This is a genomic window from Xenorhabdus taiwanensis (genome assembly GCF_036512875.1).
Classification (GTDB): domain Bacteria; phylum Pseudomonadota; class Gammaproteobacteria; order Enterobacterales; family Enterobacteriaceae; genus Xenorhabdus; species Xenorhabdus taiwanensis.
Map to the genome: position 1 here is coordinate 2,324,555 of NZ_AP028978.1, position 13,308 is coordinate 2,337,862.

Genomic DNA, 13,308 nt, shown 5'->3' on the forward strand with positions numbered 1-13,308 from the left:
AACTCAAGTCGGTGGTTAATGGGATGGTCACCCTGTAGGCGTATGTTGGCAGGGTGATTTCTTTTACAAGAGGCAAGTTGATGAAGTTTCTAGTCGGATGCCTTTCTGCAACAGCATCACCGGTAGTGCCATTTCATCAAAGCCCACGACACGCAACGGTAATCTTCCCTGTGACCGTGGTGATTATCGAGGGTGCTTTTTTCTGTCTTCGTGCCATGTTCCATCGCCTATAGATGGTTGAGGTTTCAACCATGATAATAATCAATCAATTATATGCAAATGACTCACTGCGGACGTAATACGTAAGGAGTTACTGAGTTACACTAAGTAACCTTGTAGTGGGACGGCTTAAACTCAAGCCCACCTGAGTTATTTATAACTCATTGATATTTTTGTTCATCCTCACTTTGGTCTATCAATCAGCGAAATTTTTCTTTTCGCTAAAAGCGAAAGCTGATTTTCCCGATTTGAAATCGGAGAATACATTGACCTCCCGAAGTAAATGATGTTGAGGGATAGAAATGTATTAAGGTTTGGTGTTGGTCAGATTTGAAAAGGTATATTCTGATTTTATTTTTTCCCAAACCAGCTAGTAAGAGGTGAAAAAGCTCGTGAAGACGGAGATAATCCCCCCTGAGCGAGGTCATCAGCATCTAACTGAGGTAATGGAGGTAATGGAGGAATATTCGCAAGCAACTGTGCTGCCACAGGATCACGCGGTCGAGTACGATACTGTAAAGTGGCATTTGTTGACACTACTGGGTTATAGCGTTGATGTTGTCTTTGCCGCCTCATTGGACCAATCATTTGGTTGGCCGAAATTTGTGACGGCCTGAATGTGTAGGATTGATGGCTTATTTGGTTTTGATTGGCTTGTTGGGATTCGAGTTCTATTTTTTGAACAATTTTGGTAAAACGTTCAGATAACACTATACGACTTAATATATCTCGTCGATAGCGATCTATGTTTAAATCAAAAAAATGCCGGAGCAAGATATATATGCCGCGCCTTCCAGTTGCAGGCTGTATTATACAGATAAAACCTAATTGGCCTAACCAGAGGCTAGCAGCTTGTGGAGTAACATTGGCTATAATATGAAGGGGAGTCTCGCTCTCTATTTTCAATGACAAATATCCATTTGGTTGCCGATATTCAGTGAGCAATCTTAGATGAACCACTCTTTCAAAAATATCCTTACAGGACATAATGCCTCTCACGAAAAGTAAAAATACAAATACTAAATCAAGGTTATACTTCCAACTCCTCCCAACAACAAGCAAATAATTCTTAACAATTATTGACTCTTTAAAACTAATAATTGATGACATGAACGGCCTATTGGCCTGATGAGAAACCTAAAGGTTAAGATGGCTTATTAAAGTCGAGTGGTTTTTTAGAAACATCAGGCGCGGAACTCATCAAGGCGATGGAAACGGGTGGCAGCATGCGTTATTCCTTTAGCCACTCAATGGAATGGGTAAAGAAATATTGGCTTTAGTTTTAGATATTAATTGTTAAGTTTTATTCACTTGTTATTGGATGGAAATAGTGAGATAAGGTTCAAATTATCACTAATCAATAGAGCATGAATATATATGCCAATTGTAATCATTCCCTATAAAAATTTAATCATTAAAAAGGCTGTAAATTCAGCTAGGACTGCAATTATTTTGGCCCATGGTGGCTATACCCCAAAAAGAAATTATTTTTGTCAAGGTTCTGGACTCACTTATGTCCCCTTTAGGATTAAATTAGTTTTTAATTGCAAACACGATGGAGTGTCAATTGGTCAACAAATGGTAAATAGTGTTTTTGATCTTAATGGATATTCAAATCATAGTGGAACCGATGAGGTCTTAGGAGGCAGCATAATCAAAAATTATTCCTTAACATATAGTGATAAACTTTCAGTTCATGACTCTAAAAATCAGGTTGATATTATTGAAATAAAGCCTAATAGCAAAGCGCATATGTCAGATGTTTTTGACGCTATCAATGAATTAAATTTAGGTTATCGGCTCATATACTGTACAGCATGCAGGATAAATAAGCTAGACCCAAGAGCGTTGGATATCATGTAGCAGTTCAGATGAGATCTGACACTTCGGTTTGAAAAGAAGAGAGTTATCCGCTTTGATTAAAGGCGCTGAATCAAAGTGAGTGATTGTCAGATCGAGTATGAACTACTACATCTCAATCTTGCCAAGGAACTGGGCAACGTCTCCCAAGCGTGCAAAGTGAGGTCATGCTCCCAATAGTTAAATTTGTTATGAAATATAATAGTTACGCTCAATGAACGTGCCTATCACTTTATCGTGCATTGCTTCGGATTTGTAATAACCTATCGTTTTGCGGTTCAGCCTTTTTATCCTGATGCGCAGAATAAGATTCTTTCTCTCAATGTGTTGGGTAAATTTCTTGCCTGTGAGGTGTTTCTCCGCAGGAAAGCAATCGTAGACAACATAGTAATCTGTGCAGTAGGACTGAATATTGATGACATGAACGGCCTATTGGCCTGATGAGAAACCTAAAGGTTAAGATGGCTTATTAAAGTCGAGTGGTTTTTTAGAAACATCAGGCGCGGAATTCATCGAGGCGCGGGCATCCTTGCCTATAGTGACGCCGGATAGATTTAAGCAAGCCCAAAATTCATCAAATTTAGTGTTGGCAAAAAGGAGGGTGACCATAGATTTAACCTTTCATCTGGAAAATAAAAAATTCAATGGTCGTTCCATTGATGGCTGGATATCATAACGAAAATGGCCATTTGCGGATAGTGAGTTATGCTTTTCCATTCACGTCGATACAGTGGGATGGTGATTACGATAATCTGAGGCAACAAAACCTTGCTAAACAGTGAATCTGGCAAATGAGTTATCACCAGATTCAATATTTAATGCCACAAAATTTCGATATTCCACTAAAAAGTGTCACAATACACCAATACGATTTTTAGAGCCTATCTTAGGCATCTATGATTCAAACAGATTGAAACCGATTCAAAAAACATACAGAAAACACATGATACAAGCACCTCCTTTTTGTCGTTCACTTTTGCACCCCCGCTACTGGCTGACTTGGCTAGGTATTGGCATACTTTATTTACTGGTTTTGCTACCTTATCCTGCGATTTATTGGATGGGAACCCGACTTGGTCGACTATCTCTACGTTTCTTGAAAAAACGGGTCAGAGTTGCAGAGCGCAATCTGACACTGTGTTTCCCTGATATGCCAGCCGAGAAACGACAGGAATGGCTAGTCAGGAATTTCGAATCTGTTGGCATGGGCCTGTTTGAGACAGGCATGGCCTGGTTCTGGCCTGATTGGCGGATAAAACGTTGGTTCAAGGTTACTGGACGAGAGCATATCCAACAAGTGCAATCCACAGGTCAGGGAATTATTGTCATTGGTATCCATTTCTTAACGCTGGAGTTGGGAGCGCGTATTTTTGGTATGCTGAACCCAGGTATTGGCGTTTATCGTCCAAATGACAATCCTGTCATGGATTGGCTACAAACTTGGGGAAGGCTCCGTTCCAATAAATACATGCTGGACAGAAAAGATGTTAAGGGCATGATCCGATGCCTAAAAAATGGTGAAATTGTTTGGTATGCCCCTGATCACGATTATGGCCCACGTAACAGTGTATTTGCCCCATTATTCGCTGTTGAACATGCTGCAACTACGACCGGAACCTCAATTCTCGTCCGTCTGGCCAAACCTGCACTGATCCCTTTTACTCCGCGAAGGTTACCCAATGGAGAAGGTTATGAGTTAATTATTCAGCCCGCTGTAGAAAATTTTCCTCTGCAAGATGAAACAGAAGCAGCAACCTTCATGAATAAGGTGATCGAAAAGGAAATTATGCAGGCACCTGATCAATATATGTGGTTGCATCGCCGTTTCAAAACTCGCCCTAAAGGCATGCCATCTTTGTATGGTGACAACAATAATATCCACTGATAAACATACCTGGCTGTTATTTTTTAAGTAACAGCCAATATCTTCCTTCAATAACGTAGTACATTTCCTTCCGGGTTTATTTACGTTTCTACAATATTTCTTGGTCATACAAAAATAAATTCATTGCCTTTGCGTTATTTAAAATTAATAAAAATAATTATTTTTATTACAGATTTTATAAAAGACATTATAGAGAATAGAAAATATTTCAAGTCAAGCTTTCCCCTCATATAACAACTGTTAAATTATAAATTTGAGACTCCTATCGATTTTCATTCTAAAAAGTAGAATATAAGATAGAAAATGTGCTTTATGCAGATGAAAAACACAAAGAACATGTTAAAAATACACCAACAATTAAGTCATCAACTTTATAAGAACACGTCAGTAGTATGATTATAAAGCGCTCTTTTTATTTTAACTTTTAAAACATCCCATCATGAAGATGGATTTTTAGGAAGAATTATTAAATGCAATCTTCAACCAATAACAGAAATAGCAGAACTTTCTTTGGGCATCCTTATCCACTTAGCGCCCTTTTTATGACAGAAATGTGGGAACGATTTTCGTTCTATGGTATTCGTCCCCTCCTTATTTTATTTATGTCTGCCGCAATCTTTGAAGGTGGTATGGGAATACCGCACGAACAAGCATCGGCAATTGTCGGGATTTTTGCTGGTAGTATTTACCTGACGTCCTTACCTGGTGGCTGGCTGGCCGACAACTGGTTAGGACAACGCCTTGCCGTTTGGTATGGTTCGATTATTATTGCCTTAGGTCATCTCTCAATCGCTCTTTCCGCAATTTGGAGCAATAATCTGTTCTTTATTGGACTATTACTCATCACACTCGGTACTGGCCTATTCAAAACCTGTGTCACCGTAATGGTAGGAACATTATATAAAAAAGACGATCCTCGCCGTGATGGTGGTTTCTCTCTATTTTATATGGGCATCAATTTAGGATCTTTAATCGCCACGTTAATTACTGGCTGGTTAGTGAAAGATCATGGCTGGCATTGGGGATTTGGCGTTGGTGGATTGGGTATGCTACTCGCCTTGCTGATTTTCCGTTTTTATACTGTTCCATTAATGCGTAGTTATGATAAAGAAGCAGGACTGGATTCCTGTTGGGATCGGCCAATGATAAAACGCAAGAATGTTGGCAAATGGGTCATCGCAAGCTTAATAGTTGTCTGTGTAATTGTTGCATTGGTGGCGATGGGAGTAATTCCATTTAATCCAGTCAAGGTTGCTAATCTGCTAGTTTATGTCATCTCTTTAAGTGTGATTCTCTATTTTGCCTATTTATTCCTGTTCGCTGGATTAGACGGCAATGAGAAAGTTCGCTTGCTGATCTGTTTCATCTTGCTGGTTTCAGCCGCTCTGTTCTGGTCAGCATTCGAACAGAAACCGACATCATTTAACTTATTTGCCAATGATTATACTGACCGAGTAGTATTGGGTTATGAAATTCCGGCAGTCTGGTTCCAGTCAATCAATCCACTGTATATCATCCTGCTTGCTCCATTCTTTAGCTGGTTGTGGCCTGCATTAGCGAAATGCAATATGAACCCAAGCAGTATTGGTAAATTTGTAGTTGGTATGCTGTTTGCTGCTGGTGGTTTTACAATCATGATGTTCGCTGCTCAAAATGTATTGGAAACCAGTAGCACAGTTTCACCACTATGGATAATTTTCAGTGTTCTCTTTCTAACCCTTGGTGAACTGTGCCTGAGCCCAATAGGATTGGCAACGATGACGGTATTAGCCCCTTCACGCATGCGTGGACAAGTCATGGGATTATGGTTCTGTGCCAGTGCATTAGGTAATCTGGCTGCTGGCCTGATTGGTGGTAATGTACGTGCAGATAAATTGGATAGCCTGCCCCAACTATTTTCCAACGTATCACTATCGTTGGTCATCTGTTCTGCTATTTTGCTTGTTTTAATCATTCCCATCCGCCGTTTGATGAGCAGACTGCATGAGACAGAAGTAACATCTTAAGTAACTTAAACTTTGGTTAAATCGCCACTAACATTCCATACCCGAATCAGAGATATTTAGTGGCATTTTGTCCAGGATTCACATTAGTTGCAAAAAATTATTATAATCACTAAATATTTCATCCCATGGAAATCACATCTTGAATAATTACAAATTATTACCAGCTTTAGTATCAATATTGCAAACACTTAATCTAACTGAGTCTTCAAAGCAATTAGGTGTTACTCAATCAGCAATGAGCAAAATATTACATCAGCTACGTGAAGATTTTCATGACAAAATTATTGTGAGGGAGGCAAATCAATTTATTCTCACCCCAAAAGGCGAAAAACTGAAAGAAAAGCTTCCAGCTTTGATGCAACAACTAGATAACCTCTACGCACCAGAGATAATGGAACCAAACCTTTGTAAGAGAAAATTCACCTTAGCATCCAGTGATTATGTCGCTCAGGCTATCTTGCCATCTATAATTTCTAATATTGAAGTTAATGCTCCTAACGTGAGTATTGAATATAAATTGTGGCATAAAGACAATTTGAACAAGTTTGCTGAGAAAAATATTGATTTAGTCGCAACCATTGCCGATACGATACCTGATAACTTATACGGTAAAATGATGGCTGAAGATCAACTTGCCGTTGCATTTAGAAATACACATCCCAAAGCTGATAGTAATATGACTATTAACGACTATACAGAAGGCCGACATATTTTGATTAATGGTGGCGGAGATAAAGACAGTTCTGTCGATCACATGTTGGCAAAGATGAACCTAAATCGCCACATTTACGCTACAGTTCCCTTTTTCCAGGCGGCCATTGAGTTATTGTTAAAAACAGACACCATGCTAACTATACCACTGCATATTGCTGCTGATTTTGCTCAAAACTATGATTTACAAATAAGACGCTTACCTATTGATATTAAAGCACAACAATACTACTTGCTATGGCATGCAAAACATCACCAAGATCCAGAGCATAAATGGTTTAGGAATATCTGTTTTCCTCTGATCAAAACTCATCTTGAAAGAACTATCAAACAGGGTATGAAATTAATTCATACCTGCAAGTAGATTTTTCTTCTTTTACATATGACCTTGTTACATTAATATAATCAGTACTTTTTCATATAGATGTTAACATCAGTTATCTTTAATTTTATAATGGTAATAAATATGCTTTCTATGGAAACACTTGTTACATTTATCAGTATTTCAATCTTTCTATGCTTCTTGCCAGGCCCTGATAACCTTTTAGTTTTAAGTCAGTCTGCAATAAATGGATACAAATCTGGAATATTAATCACCATTGGCCTATGCATTGGATTAATAATACATACCTCTTTAGTTTCACTCGGCATTGCAGCAATAATACAAGCTAATGCAGTAGCCTTTGAAATTATCAGATTATTTGGCGTGTTTTATTTAAGCTATCTGGCTTGGGGAACCTTTAAAGCAAGACCTATTCACCTCAAAAGCAACATCAACAATTTTAATGATACAAAAAAACTCATTAAAAAAGGTTTGATTATGAATTTATCAAATCCAAAAATAATTATTTTCTTTTTGGCTTTCCTACCTCAATTTACCACTGACAATACAATCACCATTCCAGTATCTCTTCAACTATTATCTCTAGGTTTAGTATTTGTCTTAATTGCTTTTATCGTGTTTACTCTAATATCCTATTTGTCCGGCTTTTTAAATAAAATGATATCCCGTAAACCATCAGTACAAACTATTCTTAATAGAATTACTAGCTTGATATTTATAGCATTAGCCATTAATTTATGTATTAGCCAGTTTTAAACAGGAATATATCACATGCTCTTAAACCATGTTTGGCAAGATCGAATGGCTCTCTGTTACTTGCTGCTAAATTTGCGAATCCTTTCGCAATTATCAGCATCCTTACACACTATTTCGCCACTTTTGTTACATTTAAGAGACAGGTTTAAACCAGCGTTAACTGCCAGTTAACTCAATTAATAGTAAGCATGGCAAGCATCTTCAATATCAGAATAGGAATAACCATTCCCCTGTTCTTTCTCTAATTTCTGCCTTGTTTCCCTATAGCAACGGCGTTTATTCTGTTCTCTGAAATGCTGCATAATGTCGTCTTGTGGCTTATAGGGATCCTTAAGCTGTTGTTCACTCCAATTATAAAAATGCTTCCAGCTCTCTTTATCAAGTCCATTGTGATGGAAATACTTAATCTGTTGCTCATTCCAGTCATAAGAAGGCTTCCAGCTTTCTTTATCAAGTCCATTGTGATGCTTATTAAATTTATCATTATATTCTTTCTGTTCATTCTCCCGCTTCTCAGCTAAAGCATTATCTTTAGCCAATTTTTCTGTGTTCCAACTTCCATGTCCTAGGGAATCCCTCTTTTTCAGATACTCTTCTGAAGGTTTGTTATCCGCAGGTATATCGCTTTGGTAGCTTAAATCCAATGCCAGAGCTTGAGAAAACCACACTGACAAAATAAAAAACAGGTAATGAGATCCTTTGATTTTCATATCCTTCCTTATTAGAACTATAATAAATAATTATTATTAATAGTCGTTATCATGCTGTACAACACGGCTTCAGAGAAAGTTGAAATCTTCGCTAACGACGGCTAGCTCAATTAATAAAAACTTCAAGCCTCTTTTGATTTGTTGTCCTATAGCAATGACGTTTAGTTTGCTCCTCTGAATACGTCAGTTTTGTTTCATAAAGCGTGCTATATCTTGCTTTAAATCTTGCGGATTGGGAGAGTAATTCTTAAAGCTAAAGCTGTTCGACCTATACCAGTCAGAAGATCGATTATTATACTCTTTGTGTTCATTTTCTTGTTTTTCGGCTAAGGCATTATCTTTAACCAATTTCTCCCTATCCCAATTTTCATCGTGCAATTTGTCCCTTTTTTTCAGGTACTCTTCTGAGGGTTTGTTATCTGCGGGTATATCGCCCTGATAGCTTAAATCCAAAGCCTGAGCTTGAGAAAACCACACTGACAAAATAAAAAACAGATAATGGGATCCTTTGATTTTCATATCTTTCCTTAATGGGATTATAACAATGACATTTAGTTTGCACCCTGAAGACGTTCAGCTTTTATCCAGAAGAGTTGCCTCTCTTGGCGAAGGTAGTGCTGTTGAATATCGGGATAAGTATTAAAGCTCTGCGCATACCAATCAAGAGGAAGTCCCGAGCTCTTTTTCTCAAATTTTCCATTATATTCATTATATTCTTTCAGTTCCTGCTCTCCCTTCCCAGCTAAGGTATTAGCTTTAGCTGGTTTACCCATGTTCCAATTTTCGCAATCCGAACTGTCCAGGCTGAATCTCTTTTTCAGGTATTCTCCTGAGGGCCTGTTATCTACGGGTATATCGCTTCGGTAGCTTAAATCCAAAGCCTGAGCTTGAAAAAACCACACTGGCAGAATAAAAAACAGGTAATAGGCTCCTTTGATTTTCATATCTTTCCTTATTGGAACTATAACAACGAATTATTATTTAATAACCATTATCACCTAAGGTCAACACTACAATTTCTATGTGTTTTTCAAACAAATAAAATAACTCTTTACAAATCAATGTCGTTTCAACATTCTGTATTTTTCTTTTCATTATAAAAATTAAGTGAGATTCTAATGCATCCATACCCCATCTATCACGTCGATGCCTTTACGGAAAAATCGTTTTCTGGCAATCCCGCAGCGGTTGTCTTGCTGGATAAATGGCCAACAGATGAAACGTTGATTTCTATCGCTGCTGAAATTGGCTTGCCAGAGACCGCTTTTCTGGTAGAAAACCACCTACGCTGGTTTACACCTAAAGTCGAAGTAGATTTATGTGGACATGCAACGTTGGCGACCGCATTTGTCCTCATAACCCATCGCAACATCCAAGAGAAGTTACTCACATTCAAAAGCCGTTCCGGTGAACTCCGAGTTTCTCATCAAGATGGTGTTTTTACATTGGATTTCCCTACCGCAGACTGCTATGAAGAAAATGCTCTCATCCCTGTTATACAGGACGCTCTGGGACAAAATGTTTCCACAGTATTAGCTTCACATGATCGTTATATTTGTGTTTTGGATTCCGTAGACCAAATTATCAATACCCAACCTGATTTTAATAAGATTGCTGCCTTGCCCTTACCAGGACTTACCATTACCGCTCTCGGTGACTCATCCGCTGATTTCGTTTCTCGCTATTTTGCGCCAGCTAAAGGTGTCAATGAAGATCCTGTTACAGGTTCTAGCCATTGTGTCCTTGCGCCTTTCTGGGGAAAAAGGCTCAATAAAACAGAGCTTCATGCTCGTCAATTATCAGAACGAGGCGGTGAGTTGTTATGTCGAATAGATGGAGATCGTATATACCTGACAGGTAAAGCAAGACTCTTTTCACACGGTGAGATATTGCTTGAGAATATATAATTCCTTATTTTTTGATAAAAAACTGGCATAAAGTCACAATAGATAAAAGTTATCTGCAAGAAAAAGCCAGATTGGTATTTAAAGGATAAACTAGCTATGGTCAGCGGAATAAATTCTGCTGACCAATAATGACAACTATCTACATTAACCTTGATTACGCACCAGTAAATCTGAATTAATTTCCGAGATTGAGCTCGCTCCGGTTAAGGTCATCGCTACCCGCATCTCTTTCTCAATCAGATCCAACAAATTAGAAACACCCGCTTCTCCTGCTGCAGCCAACGCATAAACAAAAGCTCGCCCCAGCAAAACACTATCCGCACCCAGAGCAATCATTCTCACTACATCCAATCCGGTTCGGATACCGGAATCAGTAAGAATGGTAATGTCATTTTTGACTGCATCCACAATCGCAGGCAAGGCTCGTGCTGTTGACAAAACACCATCAAGCTGACGTCCGCCGTGATTTGAAACCACAATACCATCAGCCCCAAAACGAACAGCATCTTTAGCATCTTCTGGATCAAGAATGCCTTTAATAATCATTGGCCCTTTCCAGAAATCACGGATCCATTCCAAATCTTTCCATGAAATTGATGGATCAAAATTACTTCCCAACCAGCCAATATAGTCTTCCAATTTAGTCGGTTTGCCACGATATGCAGAAATATTGCCCAGATCGTGTGGCTTACCCCACAGCCCTACATCCCATGCCCATTGAGGATGAGTTATTGCCTGCAAAATACGGCGCATGGTTGCATTCGGGCCACTCATACCGGAATGTGCATCACGATAACGTGCCCCAGGTACTGGCATATCAACGGTAAATACCAGATTTTTGACTCCCGCAGCCTGTGCCCTTTCCAGTACATTGCGCATAAAACCACGATCTTTTAGCACATAGAGCTGAAACCAGATTGGGCGATCTATTGCAGGAGCAACTTCTTCAATCGGACATATTGATACGGTCGACAAAGTAAATGAGATCCCCTTTTTGGCTGCGGCACGTGCAGCTTGCACTTCGCCACGACGCGCATACATTCCTGTCAGTCCAACAGGGCCAAGTGTCACCGGCATTGACATCTTCTCGCCGAATAAGCTGGTTTTCAGGTTTAATTTGGACATATCCTTCAACACACGCTGGCGTAACTCAATATTGGATAAGTCTGTGGTATTGCGTTTAAGGGTATGCTCTGCGTAGGCTCCGCCATCAATATAGTGGAACAGAAAAGGCGGTAACTTAGCTTGAGCTGCATCCTGATAATCAGTTGAAGCGGAAATAATCATAATACTTATCCTAATGTTGAAAATTTATTCGCATATTTTATGGCATACCATTTCGTCTGGTCATCTTTATCCCCAACATATTAAATGTTATCAGGCCTTTCCACACTAACGATAAAATCATCAAAATAAGCATATTGTTCCACTGGTGGCGCCCAATCTAGCGTAGAACCACCAAAAAAAGAGCTCCATTTTATTGCATCAATAAAAACCTCATTTTTGTTTCTCAACTTAAGATTATCCGTTCTAAAAACTTGTTGATTATCGACATATTGGATATAAATACCATTATGCTTACCGATACTATTCAGTTTTATATATTGTGTTAGGGTATACCAAATATTTTTCTTTATATAGGTTTCTAATTTAACGTAATCGCCACATTGTTCATTTTTTTCCGGGTAGTAGAGATAACCAAATAACTCACCAGCTTTTCTCCACATCAAACGACTGCTGAAACCATCAAAACTGTCATTATCAATGCAACCTGACGGATGATCACCTCCAGATAATCCTGGTAGTTTTCCACCTTTAATCCACATAAATTCTTTACTGAACATCACCCTATACTGTAACCATAATGCTTCATGCTCACCATTAATCGGTGCATTGAATGAGGTACCGGCCTCAGAACCAACAGCATTGGCAAGATAAGTGAGCTCTAATACTTTGTTGTTATCATCTTGAGGATCAATAACGATATTTAATCTTCCCTGACGAAGACCAGATGATGATGTAGGTGAAATTCCCCAATCAGATTTGAAATCTTTAGCAGAGTATTGTCTTAACTTGTGTGCAAAATTTACATTGACCAAATTATCATTAGATACAAGAGGGAAATTAACTGGCTCCATAATTAACTCCTTGGTAAATTATAATTACACTTTCACACAAATCTCCAAATAGAATAAGAAAAATCAGAAAAACAATCCAAAATATATTTTTATATTGTCTCTGTTTGAAATGCTAGTCAAACCTTATAGCCGACAAACCATATTTAAAATAACTCACTGGTCTTTTATATTTAATATCTCCCTCCAGAATAAATCCAATAAACTGGAGGGTTAAAATCTACCATTTATCTATACTCATTCTGAGAGCATATTTTCCAGAATATCATAAACAGGTAAAAAACGAGTGAATCCATCCCTATCAAGGAAATGTCCACCATTATCAATATTCATCACTTCCGTTTGTAAAGAATGAGCCAAAGTCAGGGAGGATTGTGGAGAAACAATTTCATCATCAGATGAAATAAGTGAAAAACGGTGTTCGGTCACCTCACGCAAGAAAGCATAATCTAACGGTTCAACAGTAAAAGAATCCAATTCTGGTAAAGTAATTTGAGGAGAGTCAAATCCAGAGACCAAAATATATCCACCAATACGAAGATGCTGAGAACACATCGATTCTAAATGCCGCAATAGCGTAATACAACCGAGACTATGACCAACAAAAATCGAGTCTTTGTCTGCCTCAGGCACGATATCCATCAACATATTAGCCCAGGCTTCAGGTTTAGGGGATGATGTATCAGGCATTGTAGGTATGATAACCTCCGCACCCTGTTCAGTAAGTTTCTCTTTTAACCAAGGGAACCAATGTGATGAAGGCGAAGCAGTAGGTC

Annotated in this window: 13 protein-coding genes and 2 pseudogenes; 7 read left to right on the forward strand and 8 right to left on the reverse strand. The window is 38.5% G+C overall.

Annotated features, from left to right (window positions below):
- Window positions 1-80 precede the first annotated feature (80 nt).
- A complete protein-coding gene (locus ACE1SE_RS10360; RefSeq protein WP_374050826.1) occupies window positions 81-233 on the forward strand; it encodes a hypothetical protein in 153 nt (50 codons plus the stop codon).
- A gap of 337 nt (window positions 234-570) precedes the next feature.
- On the opposite strand, the gene ACE1SE_RS10365 is transcribed toward ACE1SE_RS10360, so the two are convergent.
- Window positions 571-1,329 (reverse strand): hypothetical protein, encoded by a 759-nt coding sequence (locus ACE1SE_RS10365; protein ID WP_374050827.1) that lies wholly within the window; start codon window positions 1,327-1,329, stop codon window positions 571-573.
- A 267-nt stretch (window positions 1,330-1,596) separates the two neighbouring features.
- On the opposite strand from ACE1SE_RS10365, the gene ACE1SE_RS10370 reads away from it, so the two are divergent.
- Window positions 1,597-2,082 carry a putative adhesin gene (locus tag ACE1SE_RS10370; protein WP_374050828.1) on the forward strand — a complete coding sequence of 162 codons (486 nt, stop codon included), beginning with the start codon at window positions 1,597-1,599 and terminating at the stop codon, window positions 2,080-2,082.
- A gap of 186 nt (window positions 2,083-2,268) precedes the next feature.
- Here the strand turns inward: ACE1SE_RS10370 and ACE1SE_RS10375 are convergent.
- Window positions 2,269-2,490 (reverse strand): annotated as a pseudogene (locus ACE1SE_RS10375) (IS1 family transposase); the annotation flags it as partial.
- A gap of 532 nt (window positions 2,491-3,022) precedes the next feature.
- On the opposite strand from ACE1SE_RS10375, the gene ACE1SE_RS10380 reads away from it, so the two are divergent.
- From ACE1SE_RS10380 to ACE1SE_RS10395, 4 genes are all read left to right on the forward strand, one after another.
- Window positions 3,023-3,964, forward strand: a complete 942-nt coding sequence (locus tag ACE1SE_RS10380; protein WP_374050829.1) for a Kdo(2)-lipid IV(A) acyltransferase — start codon at window positions 3,023-3,025, stop codon at window positions 3,962-3,964.
- A gap of 470 nt (window positions 3,965-4,434) precedes the next feature.
- On the forward strand, window positions 4,435-5,970 hold the full coding sequence (locus tag ACE1SE_RS10385; protein ID WP_374050830.1) for a peptide MFS transporter: 1,536 nt from the start codon (window positions 4,435-4,437) through the stop codon (window positions 5,968-5,970).
- A gap of 139 nt (window positions 5,971-6,109) precedes the next feature.
- Window positions 6,110-7,045 carry a LysR family transcriptional regulator gene (locus ACE1SE_RS10390; protein WP_374050831.1) on the forward strand — a complete coding sequence of 312 codons (936 nt, stop codon included), beginning with the start codon at window positions 6,110-6,112 and terminating at the stop codon, window positions 7,043-7,045.
- Window positions 7,046-7,147: 102 nt separating this feature from the next.
- Window positions 7,148-7,780 carry a LysE family translocator gene (locus tag ACE1SE_RS10395; protein WP_374050832.1) on the forward strand — a complete coding sequence of 211 codons (633 nt, stop codon included), beginning with the start codon at window positions 7,148-7,150 and terminating at the stop codon, window positions 7,778-7,780.
- A gap of 176 nt (window positions 7,781-7,956) precedes the next feature.
- On the opposite strand, the gene ACE1SE_RS10400 is transcribed toward ACE1SE_RS10395, so the two are convergent.
- From ACE1SE_RS10400 to ACE1SE_RS10410, 3 genes are all read right to left on the reverse strand, one after another.
- Window positions 7,957-8,490, reverse strand: a complete 534-nt coding sequence (locus tag ACE1SE_RS10400) for a hypothetical protein (RefSeq protein ID WP_374050833.1) — start codon at window positions 8,488-8,490, stop codon at window positions 7,957-7,959.
- A 183-nt stretch (window positions 8,491-8,673) separates the two neighbouring features.
- Window positions 8,674-9,009 (reverse strand): hypothetical protein, encoded by a 336-nt coding sequence (locus tag ACE1SE_RS10405; RefSeq protein ID WP_374050834.1) that lies wholly within the window; start codon window positions 9,007-9,009, stop codon window positions 8,674-8,676.
- A 32-nt stretch (window positions 9,010-9,041) separates the two neighbouring features.
- Entirely contained in the window at window positions 9,042-9,434 is a 393-nt protein-coding gene (locus ACE1SE_RS10410; protein ID WP_374050835.1) for a hypothetical protein, read from the reverse strand.
- Between the two features lie 174 nt (window positions 9,435-9,608).
- Between ACE1SE_RS10410 and ACE1SE_RS10415 the strand changes: the two genes are divergently transcribed.
- Entirely contained in the window at window positions 9,609-10,397 is a 789-nt protein-coding gene (locus ACE1SE_RS10415; RefSeq protein WP_374050836.1) for a PhzF family protein, read from the forward strand.
- 144 nt (window positions 10,398-10,541) lie between these two features.
- Here the strand turns inward: ACE1SE_RS10415 and lldD are convergent, their stop codons facing one another.
- The 3 genes and pseudogenes from lldD to ACE1SE_RS10430 all read right to left on the reverse strand — a co-directional run.
- A complete protein-coding gene (gene lldD, locus ACE1SE_RS10420; protein ID WP_374050837.1) occupies window positions 10,542-11,684 on the reverse strand; it encodes an FMN-dependent L-lactate dehydrogenase LldD in 1,143 nt (380 codons plus the stop codon).
- Window positions 11,685-11,764: 80 nt separating this feature from the next.
- The gene (locus ACE1SE_RS10425) at window positions 11,765-12,535 is read right to left on the reverse strand and encodes a polysaccharide lyase (protein WP_374050838.1); all 771 of its coding nucleotides are present in this window, start codon (window positions 12,533-12,535) and stop codon (window positions 11,765-11,767) included.
- Window positions 12,536-12,769: 234 nt separating this feature from the next.
- Window positions 12,770-13,288: pseudogene (locus ACE1SE_RS10430) on the reverse strand (RBBP9/YdeN family alpha/beta hydrolase); the annotation flags it as partial.
- Between the last annotated feature and the right edge of the window lie 20 nt (window positions 13,289-13,308).